At 69.1% G+C, this 16765-nt stretch carries 18 protein-coding genes and 1 pseudogene; 2 read left to right on the top strand and 17 right to left on the bottom strand.

From position 1 onward, the window contains the following. Positions 1–39 precede the first annotated feature (39 nt). From dprA to ACFQRE_RS08965, 10 genes and pseudogenes are all read right to left on the bottom strand, one after another. Positions 40–1188 (bottom strand): DNA-processing protein DprA, encoded by a 1149-nt coding sequence (gene dprA / locus ACFQRE_RS09010; protein WP_380121297.1) that lies wholly within the window; start codon positions 1186–1188, stop codon positions 40–42. Beyond that, a pseudogene (locus tag ACFQRE_RS09005) lies at positions 1185–2728 on the bottom strand (YifB family Mg chelatase-like AAA ATPase). The gene dprA and the pseudogene ACFQRE_RS09005 overlap by 4 nt, the downstream one beginning before the upstream one ends. After that, the gene (locus ACFQRE_RS09000; protein ID WP_380121294.1) at positions 2725–3084 is read right to left on the bottom strand and encodes a YraN family protein; all 360 of its coding nucleotides are present in this window, start codon (positions 3082–3084) and stop codon (positions 2725–2727) included. The pseudogene ACFQRE_RS09005 and the gene ACFQRE_RS09000 overlap by 4 nt, the downstream one beginning before the upstream one ends. Positions 3085–3193: 109 nt before the next feature. Next, positions 3194–3508 carry a DUF2469 domain-containing protein gene (locus tag ACFQRE_RS08995; protein ID WP_009778240.1) on the bottom strand — a complete coding sequence of 105 codons (315 nt, stop codon included), beginning with the start codon at positions 3506–3508 and terminating at the stop codon, positions 3194–3196. After that, the gene (locus tag ACFQRE_RS08990; RefSeq protein WP_380121292.1) at positions 3498–4283 is read right to left on the bottom strand and encodes a ribonuclease HII; all 786 of its coding nucleotides are present in this window, start codon (positions 4281–4283) and stop codon (positions 3498–3500) included. The genes ACFQRE_RS08995 and ACFQRE_RS08990 overlap by 11 nt, the downstream gene beginning before the upstream one ends. Positions 4284–4337: 54 nt before the next feature. Next, positions 4338–5201, bottom strand: coding sequence for a signal peptidase I (gene lepB, locus ACFQRE_RS08985; RefSeq protein ID WP_380121290.1), 864 nt, complete (start codon positions 5199–5201; stop codon positions 4338–4340). A gap of 17 nt (positions 5202–5218) precedes the next feature. Beyond that, positions 5219–5902, bottom strand: a complete 684-nt coding sequence (gene lepB / locus ACFQRE_RS08980; protein WP_380121288.1) for a signal peptidase I — start codon at positions 5900–5902, stop codon at positions 5219–5221. 58 nt (positions 5903–5960) lie between these two features. Then, a complete protein-coding gene (gene rplS, locus ACFQRE_RS08975) occupies positions 5961–6317 on the bottom strand; it encodes a 50S ribosomal protein L19 (protein WP_380121285.1) in 357 nt (118 codons plus the stop codon). A 195-nt stretch (positions 6318–6512) separates the two neighbouring features. Then, positions 6513–6674, bottom strand: a complete 162-nt coding sequence (locus ACFQRE_RS08970) for a hypothetical protein (protein ID WP_380121283.1) — start codon at positions 6672–6674, stop codon at positions 6513–6515. Further along, positions 6671–7099 (bottom strand): hypothetical protein, encoded by a 429-nt coding sequence (locus tag ACFQRE_RS08965; protein WP_380121281.1) that lies wholly within the window; start codon positions 7097–7099, stop codon positions 6671–6673. Before ACFQRE_RS08965 ends, ACFQRE_RS08970 begins: the two co-directional genes overlap by 4 nt. A 63-nt stretch (positions 7100–7162) precedes the next feature. Between ACFQRE_RS08965 and ACFQRE_RS08960 the strand changes: the two genes are divergently transcribed. Further along, a complete protein-coding gene (locus tag ACFQRE_RS08960) occupies positions 7163–7921 on the top strand; it encodes an ABC transporter permease (RefSeq protein WP_380121279.1) in 759 nt (252 codons plus the stop codon). Positions 7922–7996: 75 nt separating this feature from the next. Here ACFQRE_RS08960 and ACFQRE_RS08955 read toward each other — a convergent pair whose 3' ends face one another. The 7 genes from ACFQRE_RS08955 to rpsP form a co-directional block, all read right to left on the bottom strand. Continuing rightward, complete coding sequence (locus ACFQRE_RS08955; RefSeq protein ID WP_380121277.1) at positions 7997–8218, bottom strand: hypothetical protein; 222 nt, start codon at positions 8216–8218, stop codon at positions 7997–7999. Between the two features lie 135 nt (positions 8219–8353). Beyond that, the gene (locus ACFQRE_RS08950; protein ID WP_380121275.1) at positions 8354–11836 is read right to left on the bottom strand and encodes a hypothetical protein; all 3483 of its coding nucleotides are present in this window, start codon (positions 11834–11836) and stop codon (positions 8354–8356) included. 1015 nt (positions 11837–12851) lie between these two features. Then, on the bottom strand, positions 12852–13454 hold the full coding sequence (locus tag ACFQRE_RS08945) for a hypothetical protein (RefSeq protein ID WP_380121273.1): 603 nt from the start codon (positions 13452–13454) through the stop codon (positions 12852–12854). Further along, positions 13451–14662: a tRNA (guanosine(37)-N1)-methyltransferase TrmD gene (gene trmD, locus ACFQRE_RS08940; protein WP_380121271.1), complete on the bottom strand. Its 1212-nt coding sequence runs from the start codon at positions 14660–14662 to the stop codon at positions 13451–13453. The genes ACFQRE_RS08945 and trmD overlap by 4 nt, the downstream gene beginning before the upstream one ends. A 15-nt stretch (positions 14663–14677) precedes the next feature. Next, positions 14678–15229: a ribosome maturation factor RimM gene (gene rimM / locus ACFQRE_RS08935; RefSeq protein WP_380121269.1), complete on the bottom strand. Its 552-nt coding sequence runs from the start codon at positions 15227–15229 to the stop codon at positions 14678–14680. A gap of 82 nt (positions 15230–15311) precedes the next feature. Further along, complete coding sequence (locus ACFQRE_RS08930) at positions 15312–15554, bottom strand: RNA-binding protein (RefSeq protein WP_009778228.1); 243 nt, start codon at positions 15552–15554, stop codon at positions 15312–15314. A gap of 2 nt (positions 15555–15556) precedes the next feature. Then, positions 15557–16072 carry a 30S ribosomal protein S16 gene (gene rpsP / locus ACFQRE_RS08925; protein ID WP_380121266.1) on the bottom strand — a complete coding sequence of 172 codons (516 nt, stop codon included), beginning with the start codon at positions 16070–16072 and terminating at the stop codon, positions 15557–15559. 243 nt (positions 16073–16315) lie between these two features. Here rpsP and ACFQRE_RS08920 point away from each other — a divergent pair, with 243 nt between their 5' ends. Further along, positions 16316–16762: a hypothetical protein gene (locus ACFQRE_RS08920; protein ID WP_380121264.1), complete on the top strand. Its 447-nt coding sequence runs from the start codon at positions 16316–16318 to the stop codon at positions 16760–16762. Positions 16763–16765 lie beyond the last annotated feature (3 nt).

The raw sequence follows: 16765 nt of genomic DNA, 5'->3' as shown, positions 1-16765 counted from the left end.
ACGACGCTGAACGATCAACCACCTCGGCGGCGGGTCTGCCTACCCGCGTGACACCGGGACCTTGCGCCACCGCTCCCCGACCCGCACGACCAGCCCTAGCAGGGTGAGCCGGCCGAGGGCGCTGAGCAGGGTCGGCGTGTCGAGAGCGGTGAGCCGCTGCAGCTTGGCCAGGTCCGCCGGGGTCCGGACCGGCACCGCCGACCAGACACTGAGGGCCACCGGGTCCAGCTCGGACTCGGGCGTCACCGGCGCCCGGGCGAGGCCAACGGCATCAAGGCTGAGCCGCCCCATGACGTCGAGCACCTCCGCGGCATCCGTCACGAGGGTCGCTTCGGTCTCACGCAGGAGCTTGTGACACCCGGCCGACTGGACGGACGTCACGGGCCCCGGGACGGCGGCAACGTGACGCACGAGGGATCGGGCGTGCTTCGCGGTGTTGAGCGAGCCCGAGCGCAGCCCGGCCTCGACGACCACCGTGCCGACACTCATGGCCGCGATGATCCGGTTCCGGGCGATGAACCGCGCACGATAGGGCGCCCAGCCCAACGGGAGCTCGCTGACCACGACCCCGCTCTCGGCGATCTCGCGCAGCAGGCCCTCGTGGGCCTGCGGATACGCCCGGTCCAACCCACGCGCCAACACGGCGATCGTCGGCCCTCCACCAGCCAGCGCGCCTCGGTGAGCGGCCGCGTCGATCCCGAACGCGGCTCCGGACACCACCGTCACTCCACGCTGCGTCAGGCCCTCGCCGAGGTCTGCGGCGACATTGAGTCCGTAGTGCGTTGCTGCCCGGGACCCGACGATGGCCACGCTGCCCTCGGCGACGGACAGTTCGCAGCTCCCCCGTGCGTAGATGCAGATCGGTGGTGAGTCGAGTTGATCGAGGCCGAGCGGCCATTCCTCATCACCCGGTATGAGGACCCTCACCTGCAGTCGGTCGAGGGCGCGTCGCGCCTGATCGACGTCCAGAGCAGCGATGCGCTGGTCATAGCGGCCATCCCGCACCAGCGATCCGGAGAGCAGTCGCTGCATCGACTCCACGGCGCCGTGCTCGGTGATCCAGTTGTGCACCGAGACCGTCTCGGGCTCGGCGATGCGGCTCCAGGCCATCCGGGCCCATCGCTCGCTGACCAAAGCAGCACCACCCGGAACGCCGCCGGGATTGCCTGCCGGACTGGCCCCACTCATGCCGCCACCCTTCCGGGGCTGCGCAGGGTGAAGGCCAGACCGACGTCCTCCACCGTCGGTGAGGTCCGCCCGAACAGGTCGGCCACGGACCAGGCAAGGCGCACCGTGCGGTCGTAGCCGCGAAGGGTGAGCTGACCCAGGTCGAGTGCGCGGTCGATCGGTGCTGTGGCCCGACCCGGCAGTCGCCACGGTTGACGTCGCAGGACGTGCCCGGGCACGCGGGCATTGGTGGCCCAGCCAAGGCGGGCCCAGCGTTCCTGCTGGGCTCCTCTGGCCCGCAGGACACGCTCGAGGACGACGGCGCTGGACTCGCCCTCCTCGTCGCCGAACGCGGCTCGGGACACCGGCGGCACGACGACCTGGATGTCGACGCGGTCGATGAGCGGCCCCGAGAGCTTGGCCTGATAGCTGCGCAGCTCGAGGGAGCTGCACGCGCAGTCGACGCCTTGCCCCATGCGCGCCCGCACGGGCAGGGGTTCGTCGCCAGGACGAGCTGGAACCGGGCCGGATAGCTCACCAGCTGCTTGGCCCGGGCAATCGTCACCTCGCCCGACTCCAGAGGCTGCCGAAGCTGTTGCAGCACCGAGGTCTTGAACTCCCCCGCCTCGTCCAGGAACAGGACACCGCAGTGCGCCCGCGAGATCGCACCGGGCAGCACAACACCCGAGCCGCCGCCGGTGATCGAGGCCATGGAGGCGCTGTGGTGCGGCGCCACGAAGGGAGGCGTGAGGTCCAGTTCGCTGGCCCGGATCTCGTCGCCCGTGAGCGAGCGGATCGCGTGGGTCTGCAGCGCCTGCTCCCGCGACAGCGGCGGCAAGATTGTGACGAGCCGCTCGGCGAGCATCGTCTTGCCCACCCCGGGCGGACCGTTCATCAGGAGGTGGTGGTCGCCGACAGCGGCGAGCTCCACAGCCAAGCGGGCCTCGGGCTGACCAAGGACATCTGCGAGGTCGCCGTGATGGCGCACGTCCTCGACCTCTTCCTCGACCGGCCCGGCAACCGGGAGCGGATCGACACCGCCGCGCACGGCATACCAATGAACCAACGTGGCCAAGGTGGGCGCGCAGTGCACGGTGACCCCGTCGACGAGCTGCGCCTCGGCGACGTTCTCGGGAGGCACGACGACCTGCGTGACTCCGGCGCGCGCGGCGGCGAGCACAGCCGGCAGGATTCCGCGGACACCACGCACGCGACCATCGAGGCCAAGCTCTCCGAGGTGGACCACCCGGGAGATGCGCCGCGCATCCACCACACCCGCGGCGGCCAGCACGGCCAGGGCGATCGCGACATCAAAACCGGTGCCCTGCTTGGGAATCGAGGCCGGTGAGAGGTTGACGGTGATGCGCTGCGGTGGCAACGGGAAGCCGCTCGTGGCCGCCGCCGAACGCACCCGGTCAGGCGCCTGCCCACAGGCCTTGTCGGGCAGCCCGGTGACGCTGAAGTTCGGGAGCTGCGACGAGATGTGCGCCTCGACATCGACCAGGCGACCGTCGAGCCCGCTGAGAGCCACGCAGAGGGTCCGACCCAGCTTGGCGCTCATGCACCCACCGCCACGACGTGCCGCACGACCGGTCGTCGTCCGCGCTCGGCGAGGATGCCGATGACGTCGATGCGCACCTGCGGCACGGCGCCGGGCCGAGAACGCAGGTATGCCGCAGCGAGACGCCGCAGCCGACGCGCCTTCTCCCAGGTCACGGCCTCGAGCGGGTCGCCCGCTCCCGTGCCGCGCCGGGTCTTCACCTCGCAGACGACGAGGCAGTCACCATCGAGCGCCACGAGGTCGATCTCACCCTCGGCACACCGCCAGTTGCGCTCGAGGATCTGCATGCCGCGCTCGCGCAGATAGCGCGCAGCGAGATCCTCGCCGTACTTGCCCAGGTCCACGTGTCCGTCCATGCCGAGCAGCGTCCGTGTGACGGCAGGCTCGGCGCCATGGCCTCAGGGCGATCTGTGGACGACGAGGCGGGGATCGACCGCCTGTGGATGAGCGGGCGTGCTCAGTGGCTCAGAAATCGCCCTTGGGGAGCTCGAGCTCGGACTTCGCGAGCTCCTCGACGTTGACGTCCTTGAACGTCACGACACGCACCTGCTTGGCGAAGCGAGCGGGTCGGTAGATGTCCCAGACCCAGGCATCCTGCATGGTCACGTCGAAGAAGACTTCGCCACCGTCGCTGCGAACCTTCACGTCGACGGAGTTGCACAGGTAGAAACGTCGCTCGGTCTCGACCACGTGTGAGAAGAGGCCGACGACGTCGCGGTACTCGCGATAGAGCGACAGCTCCATCTCGCTCTCGTACTTCTCGAGGTCCTCAGCGCTCATACGTCCCAGCTCCGTCTTCGTGTGGGCCGGCGGTCGCCGACACCAGGGGTGGTGCGATCACCGTGACGGCATCCGGCTCGGCGAGGACTCCATCATCGTCCATCGTCCCCGGCAGTCTCCACGAGCGTCGGTGAAGCTCCGTCGGGCCGTGCTCTCGGAGCGCGTCCATGTGCTCCGGCGCCGCGTATCCCTTGTTGAGTTCCCACCGGTATGCCGCATGGTCCGGTGCGAGGTCGACCATCATGCGGTCGCGCTCGACCTTGGCGAGCACGCTGGCCGAAGCCACCGACGAGCACTTCATGTCCGCCTTGATCATCGTCGTGACCGGTGGCGTGTGGACGTCGTCGGCGGTGAAGGCGAGGAGCCCCACTTCGTCCGGAGCGGTGAGCCAGTCGTGGTTGCCATCGAGGATGACGAGGTCGGGCACGACGTCGAGTGAGGCGAGGGCGCGGCGCCCGGCGAGGCGCAGTGCCGCGATGATCCCGACCTCGTCGATCTCGGCCGGCGACGCGTGGCCCACGGCATACGCGAACGCCCACCGCCGGATCCGCGGCACCATGACCTCACGTGCGCTCGGCTGGAGCAGCTTGGAGTCGCGCACGCCCTGCGGCGCCGAGCGACAGGTCTCGTCGATGACGACGACACCGACCGACACCGGCCCCGCGAGCGCCCCCCGACCGACCTCGTCCATGCCCGCGAGCAGCCGGTAGCCGTCGCGTTGGAGGCCGCGCTCGACGCGCAGACTCGGTTTGCGGGAACGGCTTGCTGGGGGCATGACGGGTGGTGCGGTCTCTTTCGAAGGGGCGGCTGAGGTGGGGTCAGCGACGGGTCAGGGGCCGGTGGACGGCGCAGGCTGCTTCGACACCACGGCCGGTGCGGGCACCTTGTCGAAGGTCGTTTCGGGCCGGCTCAGCCAGCCGCCCCGGTCGAAGGGCCAGACGATGGCGACGGCGCGACCGGTGATGTGGTCGATGGGCACGGAGCCCTGCGCGCCGGTGCCGTCGGGGTCGTGGAAGCGGGAGTCCTCGGAGTCGCTGCGGTGGTCACCCATGACCCACACCTTGCCTGCGGGCACGGTGATGCTGAAGGTGATCGAGCTCGGGACGTCGCCGGGCTTGATGTAGGGCTCGGTGATCGGGGCACCGTTGACCGTGAGGTGTCCCTGGGCGTCACAACAGACGATCTTGTCGCCGGGCAGGCCGATGACCCGCTTGATGAGGTGGTTGTCGGAGGTGTTGGGCAACAGGCCGACGAAGGACAGCACCTGCTCGACACCGTCGCGCACCGGGCCGTGGCTCACGTCGGGGACCGACGAGAGCCACTCCCCCGGGTCCTCGAAGACGACGATGTCGCCGCGCTGAAGGTCGACGACGCCGGGCACGAGCTTGTTGACGACGACGCGGTCGTTGAGGATCAGCGTGTCCTCCATCGACCCGGAGGGGATGTAGAAGGCCTGGATGAGCCAGGTCTTGACGACGAACGACAGGGCCAGCGCCATGGCCACGACGACGACGAACTCGCGGATCGCAGCACCGGCAGCACCCGCTGCGGAGCGGGCGCGGTTGGGCCCATCGCGATCCGGGTCGCGCGGATCGCCGGGCTCCCTCGGCTGAGCGGCCGGATCGGCCGGGGTCCCCTGAGGCGCGTCAGGTTCGAACTGGCCCGACTCGAACCGGGCCTCGTTGCTCGTCATCACTGGTGTCCGCGCTCTCAGGGCTGTGTGGTGGTCGGTGTGGATGGTGAGCCCAACTGGCTCAGCGGCCAGATGCGCGTGACGACGGTACCGATGACGGCGTCCGCGGCAATGGTCCCGTCCGTGGTGTCGGAGCCGGCACCGACGTGCGTGCGCGAGTCCATGGCATCGGCTGCCGTGTCACTGAGAAGGAAGTATCGACCCTGCGGGACCGTGATCCGGAACGGAGCGGCGTTCTCGGCGAGCCGTGGGCCGACCGGACGGCCGTCCACGGTGAGGTGTCCCTCAGTGCAGCAGACCACCTCGTCTCCGCCGGTCGCGACGACGCGGCCGAGGACCGAGCGCTCACCGAGGTCGATGCCCAGCGCACCCGAGGCCGATCCGAGCGCCCGACCGAGCAACCCGTCATCGATGTGGGTCGAGCGATCCGGACCGGGCCACGCCTGGGTGACGTCCGCGACGACGACGTCACCCACGGACGGCGAGCCGACCTTCGCGACGAGAACCCGCTGGCCCTGGTCGAGGGTGGGCGACATCGAGTCGCTCGCCACGGCATACGGCTGCATGAGAAAGGCCCGAACGAGCATCACGGCGAGGACACCGGCTGCGAGCAGCACCGGCACCCGGTGGGCATGACTCGACCCGGCCCCCGCCGTGGTGGCGGGAACCGGGTCGGTGTCTGGGGTGGCCGCGGAAGTCATCGAGAAGATGCTATCCGCCGGACCTGAATGATTCAGCGGGCGTCGTTCCGGCAGAGCGTCAGCTCGCCGGGGTCTCGCGCTTCTCCTTGATCTTGGCAGCCTTGCCGCGCAGGTCGCGGAGGTAGTAGAGCTTCGCGCGACGGACGTCACCGCGGGTGACCAGCTCGATGTGGTCGATGACCGGCGTGTGGAGCGGGAAGGTGCGCTCGACACCGACGCCGAAGGAGACCTTGCGGACCGTGAAGGTCTCGCCGAGGCCGCCACCGTGGCGACGGATGACGATGCCCTTGAAGACCTGGACACGCGAGCGCGTGCCTTCAATGACCTTGACGTGCACGTTGACGGTGTCGCCGGCGCGGAAGGCCGGGATGTCGTCGCGCAGGGACGCCTTGTCGATCTCGTCGAAAAGCTGCATGGCTGGTTTCGCTTTCTCGTGCGGTGCCACAGGTCACCCACATGTGATGGTGCAATGAATGGTGGTGCGGCGTCGTGCCTCGTGCCTCATGAATCACGCGAGGTGAATCGGCACTCCCCCTGTGGCAGGGGCGTTTGTCGACGGACGCAAGGAGCAAGTTTGCCAGAGCACACGGCATACCGAGAAATCGAGCGATCAGCTCGCCGCAGCCCCGGTCGGTTCGTCGCGGGTGAGCCGACGGGCATTCGCAATGAGAACGATGTCGGGATCCACCTTGTCCTCGCCGCCACGCAAACGGATGAGCGCCTTGGCTGACTGCACCTGGTCACGCGTGACCTTGACGATGCGCTTGCTCATGACCGGCTCCTCTCGGGCGCTTCGTCTCCATCATCCTCCACAACGTCCACCTCGTCCACGATCATTCCGGGGCGCCCGAGCGCGACCTCGTCCCCCTCGACGTCGAGTCGTGCGTCGGCCGTGAGCACCGACTCGGCGAGCTCACGTTCCTCGGGGGCGGCGAGGTCACTGGATGCCAACTCGACGAGGACGATGCGGCCGAGCTCGCGCCGGCGGAACGAGTCCTCGGCGGTGATGTCGGCGAGCGCCGCGGTGAAACGACGCCCCCACTCCTCACGGGCGCTCGCGCGCTCACGTTGGACCAGGTCGTCGGCAGCAGCCGCGGTCTGCGCCTGCGTGTCGCGGCGCGCGGCATAGAAGCTCGCACCGGAGCCGACCGCTGCGCCGACGAAGGCGAGGATCGCCGGCCACCACTCCCCTGTCATGGCCCAAGCATGCCAAGGCGCGCCGACAGCCGCGCGGTCGACGCGCGGCCTACGGTGAGGCACGTGAGCATCGATCCCGGTTGGCCGGTCGCCCTGGCGTGCGTCGCGCTTCTCGTGCTGACGCTTGCCATGTATGCCGTGGGGCAGCTTCCGCAGCCCGCTGCCACTCTCGTTGCGGCCGGACGCGCCGTGGTCCAGCTCGGTGTGGCGGCACTGGTCATCACGGCAGTGGCGCAGAACCTGCTGCTGTCGGTGCTGTTGCTGTGCGCGATGTTTGGCGTCGCGGTGTTCACGACGACTCGACGGGTTGAGGCGGTGCCCGCCTGGCCGTGGACGACGGTCGCCATGCTCTGCGGACTCCTGCCGGTCGTCGCGATCATCTTGCTGACCCGGACCGTGCCGCTCGAGGGCATCGCCCTCATCCCCGTCGTCGGGATCATCCTCGGCAACACGATGAACGGGCACACCCTCGTGGGCCGACGCTCGTTCGCGGCGCTGCGCGAGGAGACAGGGCAGTACGACGCCGGGCTCTCGATCGGGATGACCCGCGCGCAGTCCATCGACGAGATCGTCCATCGGCGACTGCCCGAGGCGCTCATCCCGGGCCTCGACCAGGTGAAGACCGCTGGTGTCGTGACGTTGCCCGGTGCCTTCATCGGCGTGCTGCTCGGTGGCGGCACGCCCGCGCAGGCTGCTTCCGCGCAGGTGCTCGTCCTGCTCGGGATCATGGCGGCCCAGACGACGACCACGGTGGTGGCCGGCCGGCTCATCTCCTCGGCGCGACTCCTGCCCGAGGACCTGCGCGCCCGCCTCCGCCCCTGAGCCGCACGAGTGCCCTGCATCAAGGAAGGTCCCACACCTCGCGAGCAAGGGACCGCATTCCGTGGGACCTTGTCGTCAGCCCGTTCCCGCAGCTCGCAATTTGTGGCGCGAGAGCACCAGGTAGGAGCCGAGGACCAGCAGAACGAGGAAGACGGCCGCGCCGCCAATGAGTCCGTCCGGCCCGGGCTGGAGGAACAGGGGCACGCACGCACCGGCGAGCGCGAGGACGAGGACCAGCGAGAGAGCCGCCCGCTTGCCGAGTCGGAACGGCTTCTGGGCCGTCGATGAAGAGGTCATTCGAAGAGGCTAGTCGTCACGCAACGTTCTCGCCGGTCGAGGGCTCGCGCCTGTGCGTGGGCAGCAGTGGCCCGCACCCGGAGGTGCGGGCCACTCCTTCCTCAGGGCCAGATCAGGCGAGCTCCGAGGAGGTGATCACCTGCCGATCTTCACGGACCGGGACACCGAGTTGTTGCCCGCCGCGGGATCGCTCGTCGCGGAGGCAACGGTGGCCGTCGTGTCGACGACTCCCTTGCTGCCCTTGACGAGCAGGTGGACGTTGAACGACCACGTCCCACCCGCGACCAGCGAGGTGGGTCGCGTGCAGGTCAACGTCTGCCCGGACTTCGTGCAGGCCGCCGTGTCGAAGACGTACACCGCCGCCTTGATCGGCGGCAGCGCCACGGTGACGACCGGGTTCTGGGCGTCGGAGGGACCGATGTTGGTCACCGTCGCCGTGTAGACGATCGTCGACGACGGCTTGTAGACGTCCTTGTCGGCGACGAACGCCAGGCCCAGGTCGGCGGCACGGTTCACCGTCGTCTGGGCGGTGGCCGAGTTGTTCCCGGGGACGGGATCACTCGTCGCGGAAGACACCGTCGCCGTGTTGGCGATGGTCCCGCCGGGCGTTCCCGACTTGACCAGGCCGCGGATGACCACGGTGGTGGGTCCGGCCGTCGGCGCGATCGTGCCGAGGTTGCAGTCGACCCGGTGAGCTGGTGGGTCGACGGGAACCGCGACGTAGGAACACGTGGCCGTGCCTGCCGTCGCCGATGCCGAGACGAAGGTGACCTCGTCCGGGAGCGCGTCGACGAGTTTGACCTGGGTGGCGGTCGACGGGCCGTTGTTGCGCACGTCGACGGTCCAGGTCACGGTGCGACCGGCCAGGATCGGGTCAGGAGTGTCGACCTTGGTGACCGACAGGTCCGCTGCGGCCGAGACCGACGTGGAGACCGTCGCAGTGTTGTCCGACGTGTCGGGGTCGGGCGTGGACGACGTGACGACGGCGTCGTTGTGCATCAACCCACTGAAGCCGGGGTCGATGGTCGCGACGACCGTCATCGTCCGTGACACACCGGACGCGAGGTTCCCGAAGGAGCACGTTGCCGGCTGGGTCGACGAGCCCGGCACACCAGCGGTACACGAGGCACCACCCGAGCCGGTCACGGAGCTGACGCTGACCGCCGCCGGCAGGACGTCGCGCACGACCACGTTGGTCGCCGTCGACGGACCGGCATTGTTCACCGTGCTCGTCCAGGTGATCTGCCCTCCGCTCGTCGCCGTCGGCGGCGCGCTCTTGGTGATGCTGACGTCGGCCGAACCGACGAAGTGGAGCGTGTCGGAGGCGACGTTGTTGCCAAGGTTCGGGTCGATCGTCCCGCTGCTCACCGTTGCGGTGTCCGCGAGATCCTGCGGCTCATCCGATGCTTCGCTGATGACCACCGCGACGGAGGCACCCGAGGCGAGGTCGCCGAGGGCACAGGTCGCCGTGGCGGATCCGGTCTGGACACCGGCTGGGGCCGTGCATCCCGGCGAGGTGGTCGCGAGGGTGAAGCTGCCGCTGCCGAGGACCTGGTCACTGAGTGTGACCGCCCGAGCAATCGCCGGACCGTCGTTCGTCACCGTCATGATGCACGGGTAGGGGGTGCCCGCTGCGGCATCACCGTTCGGCAGGCAGTTCTTGGCCACCCGCAGGTCGGCACGGTTGGTCGCCGAGGAGAAGGCGTCGAGCACTCCAGCTCCCCAGGCGTTGTCCGCCCCTGCGGGGCCACGGTCCGTGGCGTTGGCGTTGAGGACCGAGGTCAGGGCGCTGGTCGTGATCGAGCCGGGTCCTCCCGACGCGTCAAGCACGAGTGCTGCCACTCCGGCCGACGACGGTGTCGCCGCCGACGTCCCGAAGAATCGGCAGTCGCCCTGCGCGACAGCGGGACAGGTCCCGGAACCGAAGTCGCCCACGCCACTGACCGAGACACCGTCAGCCGCTGTGTAGGTCGGTGCGATGGCTGTGCGGCCCGCCGCACCGGCGACACTCTGGTTCTGTCCGGCTGGCGCCGAGGCCGGGCACGGATAGCTCGTCGAGCACACCGTCGTCCCGAGGAGGGTCACCGGACCCTGTCCACTGAAGTTCTCGAGGCCGACGGTCGTGGGGTCCTGGCTGGTCCCGGCGTTGACGGCTCCCGCGGACGTCGCGAAGTCGGTGTAGTTGCTGTCCGGGTTGAGCGAACCCGCACTGCCGAGGGCGTCCACGGCGTTGACGTTGCCGCGCCAGCGGAGGTCGAGGGTCGGCACAGCCTTGGCGCCGGTCGCGCCGGTGCGGTTCACGACGAGCTTGACCGTGACCGCGGCTGCACCACCGTTGGTCCAGGAGGCCTGCTCGATCGTGTCACCACTGCCACCGCCCTGCGCCCCCGTGCTGGACGCGACGCAGTTGGCGCCGGCCGCATCGAGGATGTAGAGGTCGAGGTTGGTGAAACCACCAGCACCGGCCGTGGGGAAGATCGCGCGCGGTTCACTCCACTGGAGGTTCGCGCCGATCGAGGCGCCCGCGGCGACACTGACGTCGAACGTCGTGTCCGCCCCGTTGAGGGCGACAGCGTTCGCATTGATGCCGGGACATCCAGCAGGTGCGGCCGCAGCACCGTCAGGGAAGGTCCCCGAGCTGGTCGCCGCCACGCGCGGTGCGTGACTGCCGTTGAGGTTGCCGGAAGACGACGTCATCCACACACCCGAGGCCGCGAGCGTCTCGCCGTTCGTGGCCGCCAAACCCTTCTGGAAGGCAGGCTCCGAGTCGAAGGGGATGTCCTCCGTGATGATCTCGACGCCAGCTGCGGCCAGGGCGTTCTGGGCCGTTACGTGCGCGCCCACACCGCCACCTGTGCCGTGGAAGAGCAGACCAGCACCAGGGGCCATGTCGTGGACGATCTCGAGCATCGACGTGCCCTCGTCGCCACCACCGGCATTGAGGACGTTGACACCTGCCGGCAGATCGCCGAGCGCCTGCGCCGCAGCAATGCTGGTGACCCCGTCCGAGATCACACCCACGTCGACGCCCGAGCCGTCGACCCCGATCGCCTGGGTGTCGTCAGCCCGGTGGAGTGGGACTCCCTCGCTGAGGAACGAACCGGCATCCGGCGGCGAGATCTCGGTCGGTCGGACCGCGGCCACCCAAGGGAGCGCCGCGACAGTCTCGACCTTGTCGTAGGGGACGAGCGCACGCAGGATCCCGGCGTTGGGCAGGGCCTTGACCTTGGAGGGCTTGACCCACTGGTCGGAGCCGCCCAGGACCGATGCGCCGAGCTTGTTGAGGTCGGCGCGCTCACGGCCCTTGAGGGTCGTGAGGGCGTGGAGCTCGAGGTCGAGCCGCGCCTGGCCATCGACCCTGAGGGTGGAGTCGCTCAGGGAGCGTTGCGCCTTGGCGTCGAGGGCGTGCCGATTCCCTGCTGCTGCCGTGACCTTGGCGATCCGCTGGCTGACAATGGACGGCACCTTGGACGCGGTCTTGCCGGCCGCCGTGGACGGTGCGGCAGACGCCGATTGGGCCACGGGCGCCGCGAACGTGGGAGCGGCTCCTGTCGTGGCGAGGGCGATGACACCGGCGGCGAGCGCTACGCGCCCGAGCGGTGTGCGAGTGATGGACATGGAGATCCCCTTGATTGGAATGGAATGTGTGCACGCAGTTGGTGAGCGATGGCTCGTGACGCATCGCCGAGAAGGGCACGGGAACGCTGCCTGCGGGCGCGGACGGCCACGGCAGTGGAGTCACCCGGACCTGACCGAAGGCCGACGAGTGGGCGAGAAGTGCGAAGGGCGGGAAGAGCGGGCACGAGGCCGCGCTGACGGGGCCATGCAGGCGCCGCGCGACGAGACCTGAGCCCTCGCGCGAGCGCGCCTTCACCCGACCTTCGACCACCACAAAGGCGTCATGTGGCGACGAGCAGTCTAGAACCGCAGGCCGCTGCCGGTCCGGCAAATGGCGGAACTGCATTCGGCGATCAGCCGACTGCAGTGCCTCCGGGAATCGCCCGAAGCACGGCGTTCGCGGTCGAACGGCTGCGCCCTCTGTCGTTCAGACCCCACCCTGCCCCGAAGGCGGGATCAGGGCGCGACCACACCGTCACCAAGGCGACGGACTCTCCCGCTCTCTCCACCCTCACGGTGACGAATCGACGGAGTCCCCCTCGCCCGGTGACGCAGCCCTCCACGGTGTTCGGATCGACCAGCAGAGGAATCGACGATCCTTGCGCCGCCAGGGCCGCATTCACCGCGACCCAGATGTCGTGACCATTCACCCGGGTGGCCACCTGCCCGAGACTGGAGGGTCCAGGACCTGCCGGTCCAACCGAGCGTCGGTCGAGATGGGCATCCAGTGCCTCGACCGCGAATCCGAGCAGCACAAAGCTCACGAGGGCGACGGAACCCCACAGCACACCGGACCAGCCGCCGTGGTTGATCAAGAACCAGTTGAGGCCCTGGAGGAGGGAGACGGTCGCCCACCCCCACCGGTTCCAGCGTCGATGCTTCGCCATCGTGAGCGCCGCTTCTGCCCTCGCACGATGAAGATCAGCCAGCCAAGGGCCCGCCGGGCGCACGGCATGGGTCGTCATGACCTGAATCTAGCCACGCACCAGCGAACCAGGGCGTTTCTGGCCAAACGTCAGGCGATCGGGGTCGCGTCCGGAATGGCGTTGAGGACGGCGTTCGCGTACCCGCGGTTGCGTCCGTAGTCGAGCCACTGCAACGGGTATGCCGGCCGCGACCACGCCGTCACGAGCCCGCGACCATCCGCGGTGGCCACGATCCGGATGGTCAGGGTCTCGGCCCAGCTCGCCATGGTGAGCGACCGGTTGGAGACCACCGTCTGCGGGTCGATGGGCCGACCGGGCGCCATGAACTTCTGCGCCCGCAGCGCGGAGTTCACCGCCTCCCAGACCTGTGGACCCGGAGCACTCGTGACGACCTGCCCAAAGCTCGACGGGCCGTTGCTGGCCGGACCGGCCTGACGCCGCTCCTTGGCGGCGGACAGGGCGATGAGGCCCAGGAAGAGCGCCCCGACACCGAGGAGGATGAGGACTCCGGCCGCGACCCCTCCGACACTCGGATTGGCCAGTGCGACCGCGGCACCCATGAGCAAACCGAATACCCCCAGGATCGACAGTGCCGCGATTCTTCCCAGGCGGAACTGTTTCTGGACCCGTTCGTGCTCGAGTCGGAGATCGACGAAGTACGGCTGGGTCGCGGGCGGCGGCTGAGAAGTCACTCCGGCAGGTTAGTGCTCACGTGGCGCTTGGTCAGGTCAACGGTTCCGGGGAACTCGCCCTCGCCGGGACGCACCTTGTAGCCAGCCTTCTTGTACATCCGCAGGTTCTCGGTGCTCTTGGCACCGGTGTTGAGCCAGAAGGTGTGGACGTCCTGCGAAGCCAGCGACTCGGCATACCCGAGAAGTTCTCGGCCCAGACCTCGACCCTGGAGGTAGGGCGCGACCATGAGCCGGCCGATCTGCCACGTCCTGTCCTGCGTCGGGTGCGGCCGCACCCGGACGGATGCGAGCAGCTGTCCGTCCTTGCGCCAGACCCGTGTGTCCCATTCCTGTATGCCGTCCCGCACCGTTTCGAGGTCTTCCTCGCCTGCGCTGAACATGCCGTAGCGGGCGAACTCCGGCGCCCAGCAGGCGCGGGTGAGGACCTGGAGGTCGGGGGCGTCGGCGGGAGTGGCGATGCGTTCTTCCAGCTCGCTCAGGGCGGACGCTGCGGCCGTCGGAGGCAACAGGTCGGGGCGGCGTTCGGCGGTCCGTTGGACCCGCTGCTCGTGGCGCCAGGCCGCGATGGCCTTGTGGTTGCCGCCGAGGAGCACGTCGGGCACGGCGCGCCCGTCCCATTCGGCGGGCTTGGTGTAGACGGGGTACTCGAGCAGGCCGTCCTCGTGCGACTCCTCGACGAGTGATTCGGCGTTGCCGATGACACCGGGCAGCAGGCGGGCGACGGCTTCGACCATGGCAAGGACTGCGACCTCACCGCCGTTGAGCACGTAGTCGCCGAGTGAGAGCACGCGTACGGGCATCCGCTCCCCAGCCCACTCATAGACCCGCTCGTCGATGCCTTCGTAGCGACCACAGGCGAACGCCAGCCACGGCTCCTCGGCCAGCTCGCGGGCGATCTGCTGCGTGAAGGGCTCACCACCCGGTCCGGGGATGATGAGGGTCGGGACCCTGCGCTCTTCGTCGTCGGGACGCGTATTCCCCTGTGCCAGAACGTGTTCCAGCGCCTCGCTCCACGGACCAGGCTTCATGACCATGCCCGCTCCCCCGCCGTAGGGCGAGTCGTCAACCGTCCGGTGCTTGTCGTGAGCGAAGTCCCGAAGGTCGTGCACCTGCAGGTCGATCAGCCCGTCACGCCTGGCCTTGCCGATGAGCGACAGGTCGAGCGGCGCGAGGTACTCCGGGAAGATCGAGACGACGTCCAAGCGCATGGCGGTGCCCACTCCTCAGCTCTCGTCGAGGTCGAAGAGGCCCGCCGGCGCATCGACCACGACGTGCCCGGCCTCGATGTCGACCTCGGTGACGATGGCCTCGACGAACGGCACCAGCACCTCACGACGATTGGTGAGGCGCACCTCGAGCAGGTCCTGGACCGCGCCGATGACGAGCCCAGTCACCTCGCCGAGGACCGCACCCGCGGGGTCGTGGACCGTCAGTCCCACGAGGTCGTGTTCGTACCAGCCGTCGTCCTCGTCGTTCTCGGGTTGCTCGACCGTGTCGAGATCGAGGAACAGCTGCGTTCCGCGCAGGGACTCGGCCCCGGTGCGGTCAGGGATCTCGGCGAAACCGAGCAACCAGATCTGGCGGTGCAGGCGCGCCGTGGTCAGCGTCAAGGAGCGCGGCACGCCCGTGCCCGGCTTCGCCTCTGTGTCGAACACAGCGCCCGGCACGTAGCGGGTCTCCGGATCATCGGTGTGCGTCTGGACGGTCACCTCACCACGCAGCCCATGGGGCTTGCCGATGCGGGCGATGAGAAGGGGGTCGGTGCTGCTGGCCATGGGTCAGATCCTCTCAGGCGGTGCACAGCACGAACGCGCCGCGCCCCTTGGGGGACACGGCGCGTTCGGGTTGTTCAGGGTTTCAGCGCACCCGGTCGGTGTCGACGATGTCGATCCGGACGGGGCGACCACCGGCGAGCGCGGTCAACACCGTGCGCAGCGCGCTGGCGGTGCGGCCGGAGCGGCCGATGACGCGACCAAGGTCATCCGGGTGAACCCGGACCTCGATGATCTCGCCGCGACGGAGCTCCTTGCGCTGCACCGCGACGTCGTCCTTGTGGTCGACGATCCCGGTGACGAGGTGCTCCAGCGCCTCCTCGAGCATTGTCAGGACCCAGCCTTGGGCGAGTCAGCAGCCTCGGCAGCTGCCTCGTCGGCCTTGGGGGCCTCCTCGACCTTCTCGTCAGCCTTGGGTGCCTCGTCAGCCTTGGGTGCCTCGTCAGCCTTCTCCTCAGCCTTGGGTGCGTCGGCCTTCTTGGCCGCGGCCTTCTTCTTGGCGGTGGTGGCGCCCGAGGCGTCGTCGCCCTCGGACTTGCCAGCGGCGGCGAGAGCGGCCTCGTAGAGGTCCTTCTTCTTCGGCTTGGGCTCGGCCACCTTGAGGGTGCCCTCGTCCATGATCTTCAGCAGAGCGGCGACAGCCTCGGTCGGCTGGGCGCCGAGCGAACGCCAGTGGTTCGCGCGCTCCATGTCGATCTCGATGAGCGACGGCTCCTGGTTGGGGTCGTACTTGCCGATCTCCTCGATGGCCCGGCCATCGCGCTTGGTGCGCGAGTCCATGACGACGACGCGGTAGATGGCGGTGCGGATCTTGCCCATCCGCTTGAGACGAATCTTGACGGCCACGTGAGTGACTCCGTTTCCTGTTGTGGGCACGGCGAGACCGCGGTGAGATTTCACGCGGGGTACCGATGCCCGGGGTAGGCATCCGGCCGACATCGGTGCGGCCAGAAGGTGTACAGCCGCCCATTCTGCCAGACCACGCGCCGTGGTCCGAACCGCGCGCCGTGGGCACACGGCATACCCACCTCCTTCGGGTATGCCGTCCGCGCCTGTCCGTGGGCGCGTTCCGGTCCTATCGTGGTTGGGGTGACCGTCCTTGCGCGTCCGACCTTTGCCCCCATGGGGCTGTTCGCCCTGTGGACGCTCACGGGTCTCGCGGGGGTCCTGACCGTGATGGGGATGTTCTCGATCGGGATCTACGTGCTCCCGGTCGCGATCGCGTTGCTCGTCCTCTCGGTCGTGCTGACCACCCGCGCCCCGGACAGCTGGCCCGCCGTCGCCGGTCTGGGGCTCGCTCTCGCGGTGGGGCTGATCTGGCTCGGCTGGGTTCTCGCCACGAGTGGGCCCTCCGAGCTCTCCTGCTCAGGCTCGTCGGATGGGCCGACGACGTGCACTTCGAACGGCGTCCCGATCGACCCGAATGCCATCGAGTGGGTCAAGGCGACTCCGTGGTTCGCGGCCGCGTTCGCGGTGGCCCTGCTGACCTTCGTGAGCTACGCGGCGGCGCGCAGACTCGTCAACCGGGTCGCGTGACCG

This window comes from Knoellia pratensis (assembly GCF_042666395.1).
GTDB lineage: Bacteria > Actinomycetota > Actinomycetes > Actinomycetales > Dermatophilaceae > Knoellia > Knoellia pratensis.
The sequence above is the reverse complement of the archived record's forward strand: the minus strand, read 5'-3'. Positions and strand labels throughout refer to the sequence as shown.